Source organism: Caulobacter sp. GW821-FHT12F03 (assembly GCF_058806855.1).
Map to the genome: position 1 here is coordinate 313,028 of NZ_JBXAQC010000002.1, position 18,053 is coordinate 331,080.

Consider the following 18,053-nt stretch of genomic DNA (forward strand, 5'->3'; position numbering starts at 1 on the left):
GCTGTCAGGCACGGGCCAGGGACTCCACATCGACAATCTGTCCCCGGGCGTCGCTGAGGCTGGGGATCAGCCGCGCCTTGATCGTCCAGGACGTCGAGGCCTCGTTCAATTCCGTTACCACATCCTGCCCCTTGAGGAACAATCCGCGGGCCCTGCGCTTGAAGTAGGGCTGGGCATACCCGAGCAGTCTGACCATCGGCGCACAAGCCCGGGCGGTGACGATATCCACAGTCAGTGACAGGTCTTCCGCACGTGCGTTGTGAATCTCGACGGGCAGGTCGAGTTCCCGGGCGACCTGATCAAGAAAGCGGCAGCGCTTGGCCATGCTTTCCACGAGATGGACCTTCGCGCCCGGCGCGCCCTTGAGCAGGATGGCGAGCACCAGGCCGGGAAAGCCGGCGCCCGCGCCCAGATCGGCCCAAATCTTCGCTTCCGGGGCCAGGCGCAGCAGCTGCGCGCTGTCCCAGGCGTGGCGGTTCCAGAAGTCGGGCAGGGTGGCCGGACCGACCAGGTTCATCACCGCGTTGCCGGCTTCCAGCATCGCGCGAAAGCGTTCGAGATCGGCCATCTGGGCGTCGCTGGCGCCGGTCAGGGCCTGGAACTGGGCGGCGTCCTGCACCGCGATGACCGCCTCAGGCGGCGCGGGGGCGTCGGACATGGGCGAGCAGGGCGGTGAGAGCGCCAGGGGTGACCCCTTCGATACGGGCGGCCTGGCCGAGGGTCAGCGGCCGCACGGCGGTGAGCTTGTCGCGGATCTCGTTGGAGAGGCCGCCGACCGCGCCGTAGTCGAGGTCGGCCGGCAGGCGCAGGGCCTCGTCGCGGCGGAAGGCGTCAACGTCGGCCTGCTGCCGGTCGAGATAGCCGGCGTAGGCCGCGTCGATCTCAATCTGCTCGCGGACTTCAGGGGTCCAGGCGGCCAGCTCGGGCCAGATCACCGCGAGGCGGACGAGATCGATCTCCGGATAGGCGATCAGCTGCAGCACGTTCCGGCGCTGGCCGTCGGCCTTGACCGCCAGCCCCGCCTTTTCAGCGGCGGCGGGCGTCATCGTCAGCGAGCGGGCGAGGGCGCGGGCCTCGTCGAGCGCCCGTTGTTTCACGTGAAACACCGCGGCCCGCTCCGGACTCACGCAGCCGAGATCGATGCCGCGGGCGGTGAGCCGCTGGTCGGCGTTGTCGGCCCGCAGCGTCAGGCGGAACTCGGCCCGGCTGGTGAACATGCGATAGGGCTCGGTGACGCCCCGCGTCACCAGGTCGTCGATCAGCACGCCGATATAGGCCTCGTCCCGCGCGAAGGTCGCCGGCTCGGCGCCCGAGGCGGCCCGGGCGGCGTTGAGCCCGGCGACCAGACCCTGGGCCCCCGCCTCTTCATAGCCGGTCGTGCCGTTGATCTGGCCGGCGAGGTACAGGCCAGGGAGGCGCTTGACCTCCAGGGTCGGGAACAGCTCGCGCGGATCGACGTAGTCGTATTCGATGGCGTAGCCGAACCGCCGGACCTCGACGGCCTCCAGGCCGACGATGGTGCGCAGGAACAGCATCTGGGTCTCTTCCGACACCGAAGTGGAGACACCGTTCGGATAGACCGTGTCGTCGTCGAGCCCCTCGGGCTCCAGGAAGATCTGGTGGCTGGTCTTGTCGGCGAAGCGGACAACCTTGTCCTCGATCGACGGACAGTATCGCGGGCCGCGTCCGGTCGCGCGGCCGCCGTAGACCGCCGACTCCGTCAGCCGGTCGGCGATGATCTGGTGGGTGGCCGCGTTGGTCCAGGTGATGCCGCACTCGATCTGCGGCACGGTGATCTCGCGGTTGAGGAAGGAGAAGGGGATCGGCGTCTTGTCGGCCGCCTGCATCTCCAGTCGGTCCCAGGCGATGGTCGACCCAACCAGCCGCGCCGGGGTGCCGGTCTTCAGCCGGCCCATGTCGAGACCGAGGCTGTAGAGGCGATCGGCCAGTCCAATGGCCGGCGCGTCGCCGACCCGGCCGGCGGGAATGCGCTTTTCACCGAGGTGAATGACACCCTTGAGGAAAGTGCCGGTGGTCAGCACCACCTTTGGCGCGCTGTAAATCTCGCCCGCGCCACCGACCACGCCGGTCAGGACGCCGTCCTCGACGATCAGATCCTCGACGGCATCGGCGATGATGTCGAGGTTGGCCTGCCCGGCCAGTTCGGCCTGCATGGCCTCGCGATAGAGCTTGCGGTCGATCTGCGCCCGCGGGCCACGCACGGCGGGGCCCTTGGAGCGGTTGAGCATGCGGAACTGGATGCCGGCCTTGTCGGCCATCCGCCCCATCAGCCCGTCCAGCGCGTCGATTTCCCGGACCAGATGACCCTTGCCCAGGCCGCCGATGGCCGGGTTGCAGCTCATTTCGCCGATGGTTTCGAGCTTGTGCGTCAGCAGCAGGGTGCGCGCGCCGAAGCGGGCCGACGCCGCCGCGGCCTCGCAGCCGGCATGGCCGCCGCCAATCACGATCACATCCCACGCGCGGGTCATTTCAAGCGGTCTCAAAGGCGAACGCCCCCGACGGGCGGGGGCGATGGAGTCCGGATATAGCCGATCAGGAGCGGTTTCGGGAGTCCCCCTGCGTGGTTCGAGACGCGGACCTGATGGTCCGCTCCTCACCATGACTCGCCGCTCTCCGTCATCCTGAGGAGCGAGCCTAGGCGAGCGTCTCGAAGGACGCACCCAACCCCGATGTTTCACGTGAAACACCTACTTGCCGATACAGAAGCTCGAAAACACCCGATCGAGCACCGCTTCCGGATCAACCCGGCCCGAAACCCGCTCGAGGGCGCGGGCCGCCAGGCGTACATCCTCGGCCGCCAGTTCCGGCTCCGGCTGGGCGAGCGCGCGGCGGACCCGTTCAGCCGCTTCGGTCAGGCTCTCGGCGTGGCGCAGCCGCGTGGCCGCCGGAAACTCCGCGCCGGAGAGCGCCCCGACCACGCGCGCCTCCAGCCAGGTCCGCAGCGCCGCCATGTCTGCGGCCGACAGGACCGACAGGGACAGAACCTCCAGGTCCGTATCCGACGCCGAGCGCCCATCCTCGCCCCGCGCCAGATCAGCCTTGTTCAGCAGCAGCAGGTCCCCGGCCCGCGCCAGACCGGCGGCCTCCCGCCAGTCGCCGCCCGACGCCGACTGGTCCACCACCCACAGCCGCAGGTCGGCGCCCGCGGCCCAGGCCCGGGCCCGCCGCACGCCCTCGGCCTCGATGACCTCGGCCGTCTCCCGCACTCCGGCCGTGTCGGCCAGCAGCACCTTGTAGCCGGCCAGCACCAGCGGAACCTCGATGACATCGCGCGTCGTGCCCGGGGTCGCGGTGACGATGGCCGCGTCGCGCCCGGCCAGCGCGTTGAGCAGGCTGCTCTTTCCGGCGTTCGGCGCGCCGATCAGGGCGATGCGGAAACCCTCCCGCACGCGGCGGCCGCGATCGACATCGGCCAGCGCCGCCTCCAGCTCCCCGAGCAGGATCCGCAGATGCGGCCGGGCGCGGGCCGCCACATCCTCGGGCAGGTCCTCATCGGGAAAGTCGACCGCCGCCTCCAGCACCGCCAGCGACTCGATCAGCAGTTCGCGCCAGGCGTCGTAGCGCCGGCTCAGGCCGCCCCCGAGCTGGTCGAGCGCCTGGCGCGCCTGGGCGGTGGTCTCGGCGTCGATCAGATCGGCCACCGCCTCGGCCTGGGCCAGGTCGAGCCGCCCGTTCTGGAAGGCGCGACGCGTGAACTCACCCGGCTCGGCCAGCCGCAAGCCCGCCGCCGCGAGCGCGTCGACCACCGCCTCGACGACCGCCTGGCCGCCATGCAGATGAAGCTCGGCGCTGTCCTCGCCGGTGTAGCTGGCCGGCCCCGGGAGCCACAGCACCAGGGCCTCGTCGATCAGGCCGCCGGCGGCGTCCCGCAGCTTTCGCAGCGAGGCGCGGCGCGGCGCGGGCGGCTTGCCGGCCAGAGCGGTCAGCGCCGCCCCGGCGCCGGGGCCCGACAGCCTCACCACCGCCAGCGCCGCGCGCCCCGGCGCGGTGGCCAGGGCGAAGATGGTGTCCGTCATTCCGGCGGCTTGGTCCCGAACGTCGCGCCGGTGGTCGCCGCGGTCATCAGCTTGCGGAACTGTTCGGTCGCGCCGGTGCCGAAGCTCATCCAGCTCTTCATCAGTTCCTCGGGCGCAAGGGCGGCCATGTTGGTGTCCATGCGCTTCTTCATCTCGTTGACCATGTGGTCGTTGAGCACGCTGACGTCGGGCAGGCCGAGGAAGGTGCGGGCTTCCACCGGTTCGCATTCGATATTGATCGTGACCTTCATGGGTCTTCCTTGATGACGTCGCCCACGGTTTTATCTATGGGCCAACGCGGGTCCGGCGCGGTATCTGCCGACGCTACAGACGGGAGACTACGACGATGAGCGGAGAACGCCTCACCATCAAGACGCCGGACGGCGAGTTTTCAGCCTATGTGGCCCGGCCCTCGGCGGAAAAGGCCCCCGCCGTGGTCGTGATCCAGGAAATCTTCGGCGTCAACGCGGTGATGCGCGAGACCACCGACTGGCTGGCCTCGCAGGGTTACCTCGCGATCTGTCCGGACCTGTTCTGGCGCATCGAGCCGGGCATCGACATCACCGACAAGACCAAGGCCGAATGGGACCGCGCCTTTGAACTGTTCGGCCTGTTCGACGCCGAGAAGGGCGTGGCCGACATCGCCGCGACGATCGACGCCATCCGCAAGGATCCTGGCTGCACCGGCAAGGTCGGCGCGGTCGGCTACTGCCTGGGCGGCAAGATGGCCTATCTGACCGCCGCCCGGACCGACGCGGACGCCTGCGTCTCCTACTACGGCGTGGGCATCGACGCCCTGACCGGCGAGGCCGCGAAGATCAGCAAGCCGCTGCTGATGCACATCGCCGGCGAGGACGGCTTCGTGCCCAAGGAAGCCCAGGCGGCGATCCACGCGGCGCTCGACGGCAATCCGCTGATCACCATCCACGACTATCCGGGCCGGGACCACGCCTTCGCCCGCCACGGCGGCGAGCACTACGACGCGGCCGACGCCGGCAAGGCCAACGACCGCACCCTGGCCTTCTTCAAAGCGAACCTCGGCTGATGCTGGCGATCCAGGCGACCCGCGCCGGCGGCCCCGAGGTGCTCGAGGTCGTCGACCTGCCGATCCCGACGCCGGGCCCGGGCGAAATCCTCATCCGCCAGGAGGCCGTCGGCCTCAACTTCATCGACACCTACCAGCGCACCGGCCTTTATCCCGTGAAGTTTCCGGCGGTGCTCGGCCTGGAAGGCGCGGGGGTCGTCGAGGCGGTGGGCGAGGGGGTCACCCGGTTCGTCCCGGGCGACCGGGCCGCCTATGGCAACGGCCCGCTGGGCGGTTACGCGGAATACCATGTCGTCCCCGCCGGTCGGGCCGTGAAGGTCCCCGCCGGCATCGACAGCCGCGCGGCCGCCGCGGCCATGCTCAAGGGCATGACCGCCGAGTTCCTGCTGCGCCGCTGCTACACGGTGAAACAGGGTGAGACGATCCTTATCCACGCCGCCGCCGGCGGCGTCGGCGCGATCCTGACCCAGTGGGCCAAGGCGCTAGGCGCCACGGTCATCGGCACGGCCGGCTCGCCGGAGAAGGCGGCCCTGGCCCGCGCCCACGGCGCCGACGAGACCATTCTCTATCGGGACGAGGACGTGGCCGCCCGGGTCCGCACCCTCACGGGCGGGCAGGGCGTACGCGTGGTCTACGACGGGGTCGGGGCGGCGACCTTTGAGGGCAGCCTGTCCAGCCTCGGCCGCAGGGGCATGCTGGTCAGCTACGGCAACGCCTCGGGCCCGGCGCCGGCGGTCGAGCCCCTGCGCCTGTCGCGCGGCGGCTCTCTGTTCCTCACCCGCCCGACCCTGTTCGACTATGTCGTCACCACCGAGGAGCTGGACGAAAGCGCCGACGCCCTGTTCGAGGTGATCAACTCGGGCGCGGTGAAGATCGGCGTCGGCCAGACCTTCCCGCTGAGCCAGGCCCGCCAGGCGCATGAAGCGCTCGAAGGCCGCGAGACGACCGGCTCGACCCTGCTGCTGCCCTAGGCCTGGGCGGCGGCGGCCTGGAACGCCGGCCGGGCCTTCATCCGCTCGAAATAGGCGGCGACGTTGGGACCATAGTCGTCGGCCAGCCGCAGCATGCCGCCGAGGTTCAGGCAGTAGGCCACGGAGATGTCGGCCAGGGTGAAGCGGTCGCCCGCCAGGTACTGGCGGCCTTCAAGCCGCGCCTCGACGAGTCCCAGACGTTCAAGAAGGCTCGCCTTGGCCTCGGCCAGGGCGGCGGCGTTGCGACCTTCTTCCGGGCCAAAGCTCTGGCGGACCATCGCTCCCAGCGGCGGCATCAGCGTCGCCTCGCCGTACCACAGCCACTGCAGATAGTCGGCGCGGCCGGGCTGGCCCGGCGCGATGGCCAGGTCGCCGCCGTTGGTCTCGTTGACGTACTCGCAGGCGCCGACGGACTCGAACAGCTTCACCTCGCCGTCGATCAGGGTCGGGATCTGGCCCAGCGGATTGATGTGCAGATAGTCGGGCTGCGCCAGACGCGGCGGGAACTGCACCCGGACCGGCTCATAGGGCGCGTTCAGTTCCTCGAGCGTCCAGAGGATGCGCAGCGACCGCGCGAACGGCGCGAAATAGACCTTCACCATGAGACCTCTCCCTGTCTGTCTTCGGGAGCGACGCTACGCCCCTTTCCCCTTGAGGGGGAAGGGGCGCGGTCAATGTCGTCAGGTGTTCATCGACTGGAAGAAGTCGGCGTTGTTCTTCGACTGGCGCAGCTTGTCCATGAGGAACTCGATCGCGTCCTGGGCGCCCATCGGGTTGAGGATCCGGCGCAGGACGTAGGTCTTCTGCAGCTGGTCCTTCGGGGTGATGAGCTCTTCCTTGCGGGTGCCCGACTTGAGGATGTCGATGGCCGGGAAGATGCGCTTGTCGGCGACCTTGCGGTCGAGAATGATTTCCGAGTTACCGGTGCCCTTGAACTCTTCGAAGATGACTTCGTCCATCCGCGAGCCGGTGTCGATCAGGGCGGTGGCGATGATGGTCAGCGAGCCGCCTTCTTCCACGTTGCGCGCGGCGCCGAAGAAGCGCTTGGGACGTTGCAGGGCGTTGGCGTCGACACCGCCGGTCAGCACCTTGCCGCTCGACGGCACGACGGTGTTGTAGGCGCGGCCCAGACGGGTGACCGAGTCCAGCAGGATGATCACGTCGCGCTTGTGCTCGACCAGGCGCTTGGCCTTTTCGATGACCATCTCGGCCACAGCCACGTGGCGGGTCGCCGGCTCGTCGAAGGTCGAGGAGATGACCTCGCCCTTCACCGTGCGCTGCATGTCGGTGACTTCTTCGGGCCGCTCATCGATGAGCAGCACGATCAGGTAGCATTCGGGGTGATTGGCGGCGATCGACTTGGCGATGTTCTGCAGCATCACCGTCTTGCCGACCCGCGGCGGGGCGACGATCAGGCAGCGCTGGCCTTTGCCGAGCGGGGCGACGATGTCGATGATCCGGCCGGACCGGTCCTTCAGCGTCGGGTCCTCGATTTCCATCGTCAGCCGCTCTTCGGGATACAGCGGCGTCAGGTTGTCGAAATGGACCTTGTGGCGGACGTTCTCGGGTGTCTCGAAGTTGATCTGCTCGACGGTCGTCAGGGCGAAGTAGCGCTCGCCCTCACGCGGGGCGCGGATGGCGCCGACGACGCTGTCGCCGGTGCGGATGCCGAATTTCCGGATCTGCGAGGGGCTGACGTAGATGTCGTCCGGGCCGGGCAGATAGTTGGCTTCCGGGCTGCGCAGGAAGCCGAAGCCGTCGGGCAGGACCTCCATGGTGCCCGATCCCGAAATCTCGACGCCTTCCTCGGCGACAGTCTTGAGGATCGCGAACATCATGTCCTGCTTGCGCATGGAGTTGGCGTTCTCGACCTCGAGCTTCTCGGCCAGGGCCAGCAGGTCGGCCGGGGATTTCTCCTTCAGCTCCTGCAGCGACATGCGGGTCAGGCCGAGCTCGGCCACCGCGGCGGCGATCTCGGAGCCTTCGTTCTCGGCCTCCGCGGCTTCGGCGGCCGCTTCGGCGACCTCGGCGGCGGTTGCGACCTCGACGGTGGTGTCGACTTCGGCGTCCTGGGGTTCGGAGGTGTCTTCAGACATGGATAGACTCTGGGCGTGCGGACGCGGGGGTCCGTCTTTCGAAACTGGAGCCGTCTGGGTCCTCAAAGACCCTGGGCGGCGATGGTCTGCGCCTGTCAGGGCGCGGGGTGTTCATTCTGGGGGGCCGGTGTCCAGGGGCGCTCCGAAAGGCGGGCGCGGGATCCGGCGAGAGGCGGGAACGCCGGACGAAGCGCCCGACATCTGCCGTGAGGGGAACCACAACCCCGCCCCGGGGTCAAGGATTCCATGCAGGACCGGGTCAGCGGCTCATGAATTCGGTGGTGACGGCCAGCACCATGATGATGGCGGCCAAGAACGGCAGCTCGTTGGTCATGCGCCAGAATTTCGCCGACCGGGTGTTGGTCCCGTTGGCGAACGTCTTGCGGGCGCCGGCGAGGAACCCGTGCCAGCTGACCATGAACACCACCCCGGCCAGCTTGACCCACATCCACGGCTGGCCGAGCACGTCCGGCCGCGCCGCCATCAGGCCGAGCCCCAGCAGGAAGGCCAGGATCATCGCCGGATTGATGATGATGCGCAGGAGCTTGAGCTCCATGGTCTGGAACGTCAGGTCCATCTCCGAACCCGCTGTCGCGCCGGCGTGATAGACGTAGAGCCGGGGCAGGTAGAGCATCCCCGCCATCCAGGCGATCACGGCGATGATGTGCAGCCCGCGGAGCAGGTCGTAGTGGTTCGCGAACCAGGTCATGCGGCGGCGCCTTCCGTTCTCGGACATTTGGACCAACCGGCGCAGGCATAGCCCCCGGCTGAAGCGATTCCCGTGCGGCCCAGCGACTGCAGGGCGATGTCGGCCAGACTGTCGATGAACCCGGCCTCGACGCCCAGCGCCGGCACGCGGACATAGGCCGGGCAGCCGGCCTCGCGGGCCATCTCGCCGTACTCGTGGTCGAGCTCGACCAAAGTCTCGACATGTTCGGAGACAAAGGCGATCGGCGTCACCACCAGGGCCAGGCCCTCGGCGCTCGCGGCGCGGATCTCGTCATCCGTCGACGGACCAATCCACTTCATCGGCCCGACGCGGCTCTGGAAGCAGACCTTCCAGTCCCAGCCGGGACCGAGCTTCTCCGCCACGGCGGCGCAGGTCGCCTCGATCTGCGCCTGGTAGGGATCGCCGCCCTTGACCACCTTTTCCGGCAGGCCATGGGCCGAGAACAACAACCGCGCGGGCCCCGTATGGCCGGCGGCGGCCCAGGTTTCGGCGATCAACCGGGCATGCGCCTCGACCAGCCCGCCGAGCGTCGGATAGCAGCAGACCGTGCGGACCGTCCCCGAACCCTTGTAGGCCTTCGCCCAGGCCTGGGCCGATGAGCCGGTCGTGGTCGTCGAGAACTGCGGATAGAGCGGCAGCAGGACGATCTCGTCCGGGCCCCAGGCCGCGACCTCCGCCGCCGTCTCGTCGGTCAGCGGCTTCCAGTAGCGCATGGCGATGAAGCAGCGGATCTCGTCGTCCGGCGCGCGGGCGGCCAGCGCCGCCTCCAGCGCCACGGCCTGTTTCCGCGTCTCGGGCAGCAACGGCGAGCCGCCGCCCATGATGGCGTAGTTGGCCTTGGCCGACTCTTCCCGCCGGCTGGAGATCAGGGCCGCCAGCGGCGTACGCAGGAGGCCCGGCAGGCTGATGATCGCCGGATCATTGAACAGGTTGAACAGGAAGGGGCGCACGGCGTCCGGACCGTCGGGCCCGCCGAGGTTGAACAGGACGACCGCGACCTTGCGACTCATCCCTCGGTGATCCGCTTGAGCACGCGTTCCACATGGGCGATCGGCGTGTCGAGGATGATGCCGTGGCCCAGGTTGAAGATGTAGGGCCCGTCGCCCCACTGTTCGAGCAGCTCGTCGACGCGATGGTCGAGCGCCGCGCCGCCGGCCCGCAGCAGCAGCGGGTCGAGCGCGCCCTGGATCGGCACCTTCTCCTGGATGCTGCGGCCGAGCGCGGCCGAAGCGGCCGTATCGAGCGCCACGGCGTCGACCCCGACCGTGTCGGCATAGTGCTGCGCCAGACTGCCGGCGCCGCGCGGGAAGCCGATCACCGGCGCGACCACGTCCAGCCCGGCCAGACCGTCGAGGATCGCCCGGTGCGGCTTGCAGACCAGACGCTCGAACAGATCCTCGGGCAGACCCTCGGCCCAGCTTTCGAACAGCTTCAGCACCTGGGCGCCGGCGTCGACCTGCATGGCCAGATAGCGCACCGTCGACTGGACGATGATGTCGAGCAGCCGATCCATCTCCGCCGGGTGCTCGTAGGCGAACGTACGGGCCTTGCTGCGGTCCGAGGAGCCGCCTTCGATCATGTAGGTCGCCACGGTCCACGGCGCGCCCGCGAAGCCGATCAGCGCCCGCTCAGGCTCCAGCGCTTCGCGCACCCGCGTCAGGGTCTCCCCCACGTTGGACAGACGCGCGGTCGAAGCCTCGATTTCACCGGCCAGCCGGTCCAGATCGGGCAGGGCGCCGAGCTTGGGGCCCTCGCCGGCCTCGAACCAGACTTCCTGTCCCAGCGCCTGCGGCAGGAGCAGGATGTCGGCGAAGACGATGGCCGCGTCGAACGGGAACCGGCGCATCGGCTGCAGCGTCGCCTCGGCGGCCTTCTCCGGATTCAGACAGAAGCTGATGAAGTCCGGCGTCGTCGCGCGCAGGGCGCGATACTCGGGAAGATAACGTCCGGCCTGGCGCATGAACCAGACGGGCGGGCGCTCGAGCGTCTCACCATCGAGGACGCGCAGCAGGCTCGGGATCTGAGATTGGGTCATCGTTGGTCTTGATAGGGCCCGCACCGCGAGAGGCAAGTCCACGTCCCTCTTTCATTCCTTAATAAGAGATTAAAAAGGATGGGGTAGTGGGAGTAGGGCCGGGGCGCCGCGGGGATCAATCGCGCGTGTCGCCGGTGATTCAGCCGGTATGACCAGCCGGCGCCGGGCTTGTCCCCATGTCGACGGCCCGCCTGTGAAGTCCGGGGACAATCGGCCAAAGGGTCGGAATTCGTTAATGAAAGGTTAAACCCCGCCGGCGGGCAAACCTGGGCCTGGAGGCGGCTTTGTCCAAGGATGGGGACGGGATCGACCGGCGACGCGGGCCCTGCGGGCGTAACCTGGGGACGGTCATACCGAAACCGGCCCTACCTGTCCCCGTGGCGCCCAGCCCGGCCCTACCGGTCCGGGGGCGCATGTATGGAAGCCCATTCGGCGCCCGATGGGTTAACGCTTCGTTAACGGCCTATCCACAGGCTTTGTTCCCGGGCCCGCGGCGCCCTATGGAGAAGGCGATGACCGCGACCGCCCGCCTTGCCACCTATTTCCATATCCATCTCGTGTCCGACTCGACGGGCGAGACGCTCAACGCCATGGCCCGCGCCGTGTGCGCGCGGTTCACCGACATCCTGCCGATCGAGCACATCTACGCCCTGGTCCGCTCACCGCGGCAGCTGGAGCGGGCGCTGGAGGAAATCGCCGGATCGCCAGGCGTCGTGTTGCACACCATCATCGATCCGGCCCTGCGCACGGCGCTCGAGGAAGGCTGCCGGCGCCATGACATTCCGTGCATCGCCGCGCTCGATCCGGTGGTCGCGGCGATGTCGCGCTATCTCGGCGCGCCGATCTCCAGCCGCGTCGGCGCCCAGCACACCCTCGACACCGACTACTTCAACCGGATGGAAGCCCTCAATTACGCCATGGGCCATGACGACGGCCAGGGCGGCCAGGACCTGGAACAGGCCGACGTCGTGCTGGTCGGGGTGTCACGGACGTCCAAGACCCCGACCTGCATCTACCTGGCCCATCGCGGCGTGCGGGCGGCCAACCATCCGCTGGTGCCCGGCGCGCCGATCCCGCCGGCGCTGCTGGCGTTGAAGAACACCCTGATCGTTGGCCTGATCGCCTCGCCGGACCGGCTGATCCAGATCCGCCGCAACCGCCTGCTGTCGCTCAACGAGCAGCGCGAAAGCACCTATGTCGACCAGGACGCCGTGCGCGAGGAAATCATCGGCGCGCGGCGGCTGTTCGAACGCATGGGCTGGCCGGTGATCGACGTGACCCGCCGGTCGGTCGAGGAGACGGCGGCCGCCATCATCAATCTCCTGTCCGGCGGGCGCGGCCAGGTCGAGGTGCTTGGATGACCCGCATTGTTCTCGCCTCGGGCAGCAAGGCCCGCGCGGCCGTCCTTTCCGCCGCCGGCGTCACCTTCGAGGTGGCGGTCGCCGGCGTCGACGAGGCGGCCATGAAGGCCGGCCTGCTGGCCCAGGGCAACGGCCCGCGGGAAGTCGCCGACGCCCTGGCCGAGCTGAAGGCCGTCCGCGTGTCGCGCAAGCAGCCCGGCGCCCTGGTCATCGGCGCCGACCAGACCCTCGATCTTGACGGCCAGCTGTTCGACAAGGCCGAGTCCATGGCCGAGGCCCGCGACCGGCTGCAGCATCTGCGCGGCAAGACGCACAAGCTGCACTCGGCCGTGGTTGTCGCCCGCGACGGCGAGGTCATCTGGCGCGAGGTTCCGGCCGCCCGCCTGACCATGCGGCCGTTTACGGACGAATTCCTCGACGCCTTCCTGGAACGGGGCGGGGAAAGCCTGCTCGGCTCGGTCGGCTGCTACCGGCTTGAGGATGACGGGGTGCAGTTGTTCTCGCGCATCAACGGCGACTATTTCACCATCCTCGGCCTGCCGCTGATGGGCTTGCTCGACCTGCTGCGGCGCTACGGAGCGCTGCCGCTATGAGCGCGATCACGGGCGCGGCGATGGTCGCGGGCATCATCGGCCGGCCGGTCACCCATTCGCTGAGCCCCGTGCTGCACAACGCCTGGATCGAGGCGGCGGGACTGAACGCCGTCTACGCGCCGTTCGCGCCGACGGCGGACGGCTTCCGGGCGCTGGTCGACGGCCTGCGCGGCGGGGTGATCCGCGGTGTCAACGTGACCATACCCTTCAAGGAAGAGGCCCTGGCCGCGGCGGACACGGCCAGCGACCGGGCGCGCCTCGCCGGCGCGGCCAACCTGCTGCTGTTTCGCGAGGACGGGACGATCCACGCCGACAACACCGATGGCCTCGGCATGCTGCTGGCGCTGCAGGTCCAGGCCCCGGGCTTCGACGTCACGGCCGGTCCGGCGGTGATCCTCGGCGCGGGCGGCGCGGCGCGCGGCGCGGCGGCGGCCCTGGCCCTGGCCGGCGTCCCCGTCGTGCGGATCCTCAACCGGACCGTCGACCGCGCCGAAGCCCTGGTCCGCGACATCGGCGGTCAGGTGACGGTCGCCGCCGGCGATGACGCCCTCGACGGCGCAAACCTGATCGTCAACGCCACCTCGCTCGGCCTCGGCGGCGGACCGGGTCCGGACGTCGATCTGGACAAGGCGCCCGAAGCGGCGGTCGTCCTCGACATGGTCTACAAGCCGCTGCGCACCGAGCTCCTGCGCCGCGCTGCCGCGCGGGGTCTGCGCACCGTCGACGGTCTGGAAATGCTGATCCGCCAGGCTGTCCCCAGTTTCGAGGCCTTTTACGGCCAGCCGCCGCCGGCGGGCGTCGACGTCCGCGCGCTGGCGCTGAAAGCCGTTGGAGAATCCGCATGATCACCGTCGGCCTGACCGGGTCCATCGGCATGGGCAAATCGACCACCGCGGCGATGTTCGCGGCCGAGGGCGTGCCCGTCTATGACGCCGACGCGGAGGTCCATGCGCTCTATGCCAGGGGCGGCGCGGCCGTCGCTCCGCTGGAAGCGGCCTTCCCCGGCGTGGTTGTCGACGGCGCGGTCGACCGGACCCTGCTGAGCCAGCGCGTGGTCGGCAAGCCGGACGAGCTGAAGCGCCTCGAGGCCATCGTCCATCCGCTGGTCGGCGAGAGCCGGATCGGCTTCTTCCAGAAGGCCGTGGCCGCCGGCGCCGACATCGTGGTCCTCGACATTCCGCTGCTGTTCGAGACCGGCGGCGAGACGCGCATGGACGCCGTCGTGGTGGTCTCGGCCCCCGCCGATCTGCAGCGCCAGCGGGTGCTGGCCCGCCCCGGCATGGACGAGGCCAAGCTCGACGCGATCCTCGCCCGACAGATGGCCGACGCCGAAAAACGGGCCCGCGCCCACTTCGTCATCGACACCAGCAAGGGTCTCGATGACGCCCGCCGGCAGGTGCGCGACGTGCTGACGCGACTGCGCGCCGGACCGCTGGACGCGCTCTCCGAACCGGGTCAATGAAGAGGCCATGGCGCGCCACATTGTCCTCGATACCGAGACCACGGGCCTCGATCCCCGCACCGGTCACCGGCTGATCGAGATCGCCTGCGTCGAGGTCGTGGACTACATGCCGACCGGCAAGTCGTTCCACGAATACGTCCATCCCGACCGCGACATCGACCCGGACGCCGAGCGCGTGCACGGCATCAGCCTGGCCTCGCTGCACGGCAAGCCGCGCTTCCCCGAGATCGTCGATCGCTTCCTGGAATTTGTCGGCGGTGATCCGATCGTCGCCCACAACGCCCCGTTCGACCGCGGCTTCGTCAACGCCGAGCTGACCCGCTGCGGGCTCGCGCCGACGCGCGAGGACCAGTGGATCGACACCCTGGTGCTGGCCAAGAAGAAGTTCCCGGGGATGTACAACTCCCTGGACGCGCTCTGTAAGCGGATGAAGATCTCGCTGGCCGCGCGCGACAAGCACGGGGCCCTGATCGACGCCGAACTGCTGGCGGCGGTGTACCTGGAGCTGCAGGGCGGCAAGGAGCGGGCGCTCGACCTGGTCGCCGCGCCCGCGGCCAACAATGTCGGCCCGTCGCTGATCGCGGTGGCCTATGGCGAACGCCCGCGGCCGCTGGCGCTCCGTTCGACCGAAGCCGAAAGGGCCGCGCACGAGGCCTTCGTGCGCGGGACTCTCAAGGACAAGGCGGTCTGGATCGCGTTCGGTCTCTGACCGGACGCGGGATCAGGCGTTACCGACGAAGCCGCTCGTTTCGCCGTTGGCCTTGCGCGCGGCGTAGACGCCGGCAAAGTCGATCGGGTCCAGCTGGAACGGCGGGAAGCCGCCCTCGGCCGTGACGTCCGAGATCAGGCGACGGGCGAACGGGAACAGGTAGCGCGGGCACTCGATCATCAGCACGCCTTCCAGCTCGGCTTCCGGGATGCCGGTGATCTGGAACAGGCCGCCGTAGAGCAGCTCGACCACGAAGGCGATGTTCTCGCCGCGCTTGGCCTGGGCCGACAGCTTGAGGTCGACCTCGAACAGGCCGTCCGGCCGGCCGCGGGCCGCCATTTCCACGCCAATGTCGATCTGGGGCTGCAGGCCCTGACCGTCCGAGCGCAGGGATTCCGGCGCCAGCGGGTTCTCGAACGACAGGTCGCGGACGAACTGGGCGAGGATGCGGAAGCCGGGCTGGGAGATGTCGCCGCCGGTGTCGGCGGGGGTCGTGGACGTGTCGCTCATGAGGAGATCGTGTTCCTGGACGTCAATCGGACGGGCGCCCCGTGTCAGCGGGCGGGACATGATGAAGGCGCGCTGCTATCACGCAGCCCCAGCCCGCGCAACGCCGGGCCCCTTACGCGGGCGTCGCGCTCGCCTATATTGCCCCTTCATGACGTCAGCACCACCGGTTCCCCAGTGAGATATTTCGAACTCCTGATCTTCGCCGTCTTCGCCGCCGTGGTGCTGTACCAGCTCTACGCCGTGCTCGGACGCCGCATCGGCCGCCAGCCGGAAGACCTGCCCGCCACGGTTCCCGTCGCCGAGGCCGATCCCGGCGCGACCGCCGAAGGGCCGGGCATGGTCGGAGCCGACCTGTCGGGTCTGGCCGCCGTCAAGGCGCGCGACCCCTCGTTCGAGGTGTCGTCCTTCCTCGCCGGGGCGAAGCAGGCCTACGAGATGATCGTCATCGCCTTCGCCGCCGGCGACCACGCGACGCTGAAGAACCTGCTGTCGCCGGCCGTGGCCGAGAGCTTCGAGGCGGCCATCGCCGCGCGCGAGGCCGAAGGCCGGACCGAGAAGGTCGAGTTCCTGCAGCCGCCGCGCGCCGATCTGGACCGGATCGACCTCGAGGACGGCACGGCCCGCGCCGTGGTCCGTTTCCTCGCCGAGTTCCGCTCGCGCACCAAGGGTCCGGAAGGCGAGGCGGTCGACGATCGCCGCACGGCCGAGCTGTGGACGTTCGAACGTAATCTTAACAGCCGCGACCCCAACTGGACGCTTGTTCACGTGGACGCCGCGGAGGCGTAATGCGACTTCCAGTCACCGGCGTTCTGCTGGCGCTGGCCCTGACGGCCTGCGCGACGCCGAAGGGCGGCGGGCCGATTGTCACGCCGACCCTGCCGCCTGTGGTCCCGCCGGTCGAGACGCCCGTCACGCCGCCGCTGCCGCCGTCGGTCGCCTTCGCCGGCCTGCCCGGCTGGGACGCCGAGGACCACCTGGCCGCGCTCAACGCCTGGCGCGCGACCTGCGGCGTGGCCCGGGATCCGGCCGCCGCCGCCGTGTGCAAGCGCGCAAGGGCCCTGGGCAAGAGCGACGAGGTCGAGGCCCGCCGCTTCCTCGAAGCCAACTTCCGGCCCGAAGCCCTGCCGGACAGCGGCCTGCTGACGGCCTATTTCTCGCCGGTCTACCAGGCCAGCGCCCGGCCCACGGCGGAGTTCAGCGCCCCGGTCCGGGCGCGACCCGATGACCTGGTGATCACCGACCTCGCCGACATCGACCCGACCGCGACGCCGGGCCAGAAGCTGGTCAACCGGATGAAGGACGGCCGGCTGACCGCCTATCCCGACCGGGAGACCATCGAGACCGAGGACCTCGGCAAGCCGATCGCCTGGATGCGGCCGGAGGACCTGTTCTTCCTGCAGATCCAGGGGTCCGGCGTGCTGGTCTATCCGGACGGGTCGCGCAGGCGCGCGGCCTTCGCCGCCCACAACGGCCGGCCCTTCACCGGCATCGCCCGGCCGATGCGCGAGCAGGGCCTGCTCAAGGACTCCGACACCTCCGGCGACGCGATCCGCGGCTGGCTGGCCGGCCATCGGGGCCGCGAGGCCGACGCGATCATGCGCCTGAACCCGCGCTATGTGTTCTTCAGCCTGGTCGAGGACGACGACCGCGACCCCGCCGGGGCCGCCGGCGTCTCCCTGCCCGCCGGCCGGTCGATCGCCGTCGACACCAGCCGCCATGACATGGGCGAGCTGTTCTGGATCGACGCCAGCGCCCCTGCCCTCAGCGGCGCCTTCCCGGTCTACCGCCGGCTGGTCGTGGCGCTCGATACGGGCGGGGCGATCAAGGGCGAGGTGCGGGCCGACCTCTACATGGGCCGGGGCGACGCCGCCGGCGCGGAAGCGGGCCGCGTGCGCCATGTGCTGAAGATGTACCGGCTCGTGCCGCTCCCGCCGCCGGGCGCGTAGGGCCATGTCGCGCAAGCTCAAACCGGACGAGGCGCACCTCTGGGGTCACGTGACCGCCACGGTGCGACCCCTGCCGGGACGGCTGGCGCCGACCGTCAAGCCGCCGCCCGTCGAGGCCGCGCCGGCCCATCTGCCGCTGCCGGTCAAGGTCGCCGCCCAGAAGGTCCGCCCCGTCCGGCGGCCCGAGGCGATCGAACCCGGCCGGCACAAGCGCATTGTCCGCGGCCACGAGCCGCTGGAAGCCCGCATCGACCTGCACGGCATGACCTACGACCGCGCGCGCGCGACGCTGGAAGGCTACATCCGCCGCGTCTGGGACGAAGGGTGTCGCGAGGTGCTGGTGATCACCGGCAAGGGAACCCAGGGCGACGGCGTGCTGCGCCGGTCCACGCCCGAATGGCTGTCTGCCCCGCCGCTGCGCGACCTCGTCGCCGGCGTGTCCCAGGCGCACCGTCGCCACGGCGGCGAGGGCGCCCTCTATGTCGCGCTCAAGCGGCGGCCGAAGACCTGACCCAGCGTCAGACTGGCCGCGCCGGCCGGCACTGGGCATAGTCCGGC

The 18,053-nt window shown here is 69.7% G+C and carries 20 protein-coding genes; 10 read left to right on the forward strand and 10 right to left on the reverse strand.

Going from position 1 to position 18,053, the window contains the following annotated elements; genetic code table 11:
- Nucleotides 1–4 precede the first annotated feature (4 nt).
- From rsmG to AC1RN0_RS06995, 4 genes are all read right to left on the reverse strand, one after another.
- Entirely contained in the window at nt 5–658 is a 654-nt protein-coding gene (gene rsmG, locus AC1RN0_RS06980; RefSeq protein ID WP_492786710.1) for a 16S rRNA (guanine(527)-N(7))-methyltransferase RsmG, read from the reverse strand.
- Nucleotides 633–2,489, reverse strand: a complete 1,857-nt coding sequence (mnmG, locus tag AC1RN0_RS06985; RefSeq protein WP_492786711.1) for a tRNA uridine-5-carboxymethylaminomethyl(34) synthesis enzyme MnmG — start codon at nt 2,487–2,489, stop codon at nt 633–635. The genes rsmG and mnmG overlap by 26 nt, the downstream gene beginning before the upstream one ends.
- A 219-nt stretch (nt 2,490–2,708) precedes the next feature.
- Entirely contained in the window at nt 2,709–4,037 is a 1,329-nt protein-coding gene (gene mnmE / locus AC1RN0_RS06990; protein WP_492786712.1) for a tRNA uridine-5-carboxymethylaminomethyl(34) synthesis GTPase MnmE, read from the reverse strand.
- Nucleotides 4,034–4,288, reverse strand: coding sequence for a DUF6489 family protein (locus AC1RN0_RS06995; protein ID WP_492786713.1), 255 nt, complete (start codon nt 4,286–4,288; stop codon nt 4,034–4,036). The genes mnmE and AC1RN0_RS06995 overlap by 4 nt, the downstream gene beginning before the upstream one ends.
- 95 nt (nt 4,289–4,383) lie before the next feature.
- On the opposite strand from AC1RN0_RS06995, the gene AC1RN0_RS07000 reads away from it, so the two are divergent.
- Both AC1RN0_RS07000 and AC1RN0_RS07005 read left to right on the forward strand, forming a co-directional pair.
- Nucleotides 4,384–5,082 carry a dienelactone hydrolase family protein gene (locus AC1RN0_RS07000; protein ID WP_492786714.1) on the forward strand — a complete coding sequence of 233 codons (699 nt, stop codon included), beginning with the start codon at nt 4,384–4,386 and terminating at the stop codon, nt 5,080–5,082.
- Nucleotides 5,082–6,053 carry a quinone oxidoreductase family protein gene (locus AC1RN0_RS07005; RefSeq protein WP_492786715.1) on the forward strand — a complete coding sequence of 324 codons (972 nt, stop codon included), beginning with the start codon at nt 5,082–5,084 and terminating at the stop codon, nt 6,051–6,053. The genes AC1RN0_RS07000 and AC1RN0_RS07005 overlap by 1 nt, the downstream gene beginning before the upstream one ends.
- Here AC1RN0_RS07005 and AC1RN0_RS07010 read toward each other — a convergent pair.
- The 5 genes from AC1RN0_RS07010 to hemE form a co-directional block, all read right to left on the reverse strand.
- Nucleotides 6,050–6,655, reverse strand: coding sequence for a glutathione S-transferase family protein (locus AC1RN0_RS07010; protein ID WP_492786716.1), 606 nt, complete (start codon nt 6,653–6,655; stop codon nt 6,050–6,052). The two genes, AC1RN0_RS07005 and AC1RN0_RS07010, sit on opposite strands and share 4 nt — an antisense overlap.
- 78 nt (nt 6,656–6,733) lie before the next feature.
- The gene (gene rho, locus AC1RN0_RS07015; RefSeq protein ID WP_492786717.1) at nt 6,734–8,149 is read right to left on the reverse strand and encodes a transcription termination factor Rho; all 1,416 of its coding nucleotides are present in this window, start codon (nt 8,147–8,149) and stop codon (nt 6,734–6,736) included.
- Between the two features lie 259 nt (nt 8,150–8,408).
- A complete protein-coding gene (gene hemJ / locus AC1RN0_RS07020) occupies nt 8,409–8,858 on the reverse strand; it encodes a protoporphyrinogen oxidase HemJ (protein WP_492786718.1) in 450 nt (149 codons plus the stop codon).
- Nucleotides 8,855–9,889 (reverse strand): ferrochelatase, encoded by a 1,035-nt coding sequence (gene hemH / locus AC1RN0_RS07025; protein ID WP_492786719.1) that lies wholly within the window; start codon nt 9,887–9,889, stop codon nt 8,855–8,857. The genes hemJ and hemH overlap by 4 nt, the downstream gene beginning before the upstream one ends.
- Entirely contained in the window at nt 9,886–10,914 is a 1,029-nt protein-coding gene (gene hemE / locus AC1RN0_RS07030) for a uroporphyrinogen decarboxylase (RefSeq protein WP_492786720.1), read from the reverse strand. The genes hemH and hemE overlap by 4 nt, the downstream gene beginning before the upstream one ends.
- A 500-nt stretch (nt 10,915–11,414) precedes the next feature.
- Between hemE and AC1RN0_RS07035 the strand changes: the two genes are divergently transcribed.
- The 5 genes from AC1RN0_RS07035 to dnaQ are packed head-to-tail and all read left to right on the forward strand — an operon-like array spanning nt 11,415 to nt 15,039.
- Nucleotides 11,415–12,275: a pyruvate, water dikinase regulatory protein gene (locus tag AC1RN0_RS07035; RefSeq protein WP_492786721.1), complete on the forward strand. Its 861-nt coding sequence runs from the start codon at nt 11,415–11,417 to the stop codon at nt 12,273–12,275.
- Complete coding sequence (locus AC1RN0_RS07040; RefSeq protein WP_492786722.1) at nt 12,272–12,868, forward strand: Maf family protein; 597 nt, start codon at nt 12,272–12,274, stop codon at nt 12,866–12,868. The genes AC1RN0_RS07035 and AC1RN0_RS07040 overlap by 4 nt, the downstream gene beginning before the upstream one ends.
- Entirely contained in the window at nt 12,865–13,713 is an 849-nt protein-coding gene (gene aroE / locus AC1RN0_RS07045) for a shikimate dehydrogenase (protein WP_492786723.1), read from the forward strand. Before AC1RN0_RS07040 ends, aroE begins: the two co-directional genes overlap by 4 nt.
- On the forward strand, nt 13,710–14,330 hold the full coding sequence (coaE, locus tag AC1RN0_RS07050) for a dephospho-CoA kinase (protein WP_492786724.1): 621 nt from the start codon (nt 13,710–13,712) through the stop codon (nt 14,328–14,330). The genes aroE and coaE overlap by 4 nt, the downstream gene beginning before the upstream one ends.
- A 7-nt stretch (nt 14,331–14,337) precedes the next feature.
- Nucleotides 14,338–15,039, forward strand: coding sequence for a DNA polymerase III subunit epsilon (gene dnaQ, locus AC1RN0_RS07055; RefSeq protein WP_492786725.1), 702 nt, complete (start codon nt 14,338–14,340; stop codon nt 15,037–15,039).
- Between the two features lie 12 nt (nt 15,040–15,051).
- Here dnaQ and secB read toward each other — a convergent pair whose 3' ends face one another.
- Nucleotides 15,052–15,549: a protein-export chaperone SecB gene (gene secB / locus AC1RN0_RS07060; protein WP_492786726.1), complete on the reverse strand. Its 498-nt coding sequence runs from the start codon at nt 15,547–15,549 to the stop codon at nt 15,052–15,054.
- 174 nt (nt 15,550–15,723) lie between these two features.
- On the opposite strand from secB, the gene timA reads away from it, so the two are divergent.
- From timA to AC1RN0_RS07075, 3 genes are read left to right on the forward strand one after another with little or no spacing between them, the layout of a single operon-like run.
- Nucleotides 15,724–16,335 (forward strand): TIM44-related membrane protein TimA, encoded by a 612-nt coding sequence (gene timA / locus AC1RN0_RS07065; protein ID WP_492786727.1) that lies wholly within the window; start codon nt 15,724–15,726, stop codon nt 16,333–16,335.
- Nucleotides 16,335–17,495 (forward strand): murein transglycosylase A, encoded by a 1,161-nt coding sequence (mltA, locus tag AC1RN0_RS07070; protein WP_492786728.1) that lies wholly within the window; start codon nt 16,335–16,337, stop codon nt 17,493–17,495. The genes timA and mltA overlap by 1 nt, the downstream gene beginning before the upstream one ends.
- A gap of 4 nt (nt 17,496–17,499) precedes the next feature.
- The gene (locus AC1RN0_RS07075; RefSeq protein WP_492786729.1) at nt 17,500–18,006 is read left to right on the forward strand and encodes a Smr/MutS family protein; all 507 of its coding nucleotides are present in this window, start codon (nt 17,500–17,502) and stop codon (nt 18,004–18,006) included.
- Nucleotides 18,007–18,053 lie beyond the last annotated feature (47 nt).

What these genes read in the sequence shown, in the direction of transcription:
- mnmE (WP_492786712.1), bottom strand. Translation starts at nt 4,037, where the DNA reads ATGACGGACACCATCTTCGCCCTGGCCACCGCGCCGGGGCGCGCGGCG.
- AC1RN0_RS07075 (WP_492786729.1), top strand. Translation starts at nt 17,500, where the DNA reads ATGTCGCGCAAGCTCAAACCGGACGAGGCGCACCTCTGGGGTCACGTG.
- hemJ (WP_492786718.1), bottom strand. Translation starts at nt 8,858, where the DNA reads ATGACCTGGTTCGCGAACCACTACGACCTGCTCCGCGGGCTGCACATC.
- AC1RN0_RS07035 (WP_492786721.1), top strand. Translation starts at nt 11,415, where the DNA reads ATGGAGAAGGCGATGACCGCGACCGCCCGCCTTGCCACCTATTTCCAT.
- AC1RN0_RS07040 (WP_492786722.1), top strand. Translation starts at nt 12,272, where the DNA reads ATGACCCGCATTGTTCTCGCCTCGGGCAGCAAGGCCCGCGCGGCCGTC.
- AC1RN0_RS07010 (WP_492786716.1), bottom strand. Translation starts at nt 6,655, where the DNA reads ATGGTGAAGGTCTATTTCGCGCCGTTCGCGCGGTCGCTGCGCATCCTC.
- AC1RN0_RS07000 (WP_492786714.1), top strand. Translation starts at nt 4,384, where the DNA reads ATGAGCGGAGAACGCCTCACCATCAAGACGCCGGACGGCGAGTTTTCA.
- mnmG (WP_492786711.1), bottom strand. Translation starts at nt 2,489, where the DNA reads ATGACCCGCGCGTGGGATGTGATCGTGATTGGCGGCGGCCATGCCGGC.
- mltA (WP_492786728.1), top strand. Translation starts at nt 16,335, where the DNA reads ATGCGACTTCCAGTCACCGGCGTTCTGCTGGCGCTGGCCCTGACGGCC.
- hemH (WP_492786719.1), bottom strand. Translation starts at nt 9,889, where the DNA reads ATGAGTCGCAAGGTCGCGGTCGTCCTGTTCAACCTCGGCGGGCCCGAC.
- dnaQ (WP_492786725.1), top strand. Translation starts at nt 14,338, where the DNA reads ATGGCGCGCCACATTGTCCTCGATACCGAGACCACGGGCCTCGATCCC.
- aroE (WP_492786723.1), top strand. Translation starts at nt 12,865, where the DNA reads ATGAGCGCGATCACGGGCGCGGCGATGGTCGCGGGCATCATCGGCCGG.
- rsmG (WP_492786710.1), bottom strand. Translation starts at nt 658, where the DNA reads ATGTCCGACGCCCCCGCGCCGCCTGAGGCGGTCATCGCGGTGCAGGAC.
- AC1RN0_RS07005 (WP_492786715.1), top strand. Translation starts at nt 5,082, where the DNA reads ATGCTGGCGATCCAGGCGACCCGCGCCGGCGGCCCCGAGGTGCTCGAG.
- rho (WP_492786717.1), bottom strand. Translation starts at nt 8,149, where the DNA reads ATGTCTGAAGACACCTCCGAACCCCAGGACGCCGAAGTCGACACCACC.
- AC1RN0_RS06995 (WP_492786713.1), bottom strand. Translation starts at nt 4,288, where the DNA reads ATGAAGGTCACGATCAATATCGAATGCGAACCGGTGGAAGCCCGCACC.
- coaE (WP_492786724.1), top strand. Translation starts at nt 13,710, where the DNA reads ATGATCACCGTCGGCCTGACCGGGTCCATCGGCATGGGCAAATCGACC.
- hemE (WP_492786720.1), bottom strand. Translation starts at nt 10,914, where the DNA reads ATGACCCAATCTCAGATCCCGAGCCTGCTGCGCGTCCTCGATGGTGAG.
- secB (WP_492786726.1), bottom strand. Translation starts at nt 15,549, where the DNA reads ATGAGCGACACGTCCACGACCCCCGCCGACACCGGCGGCGACATCTCC.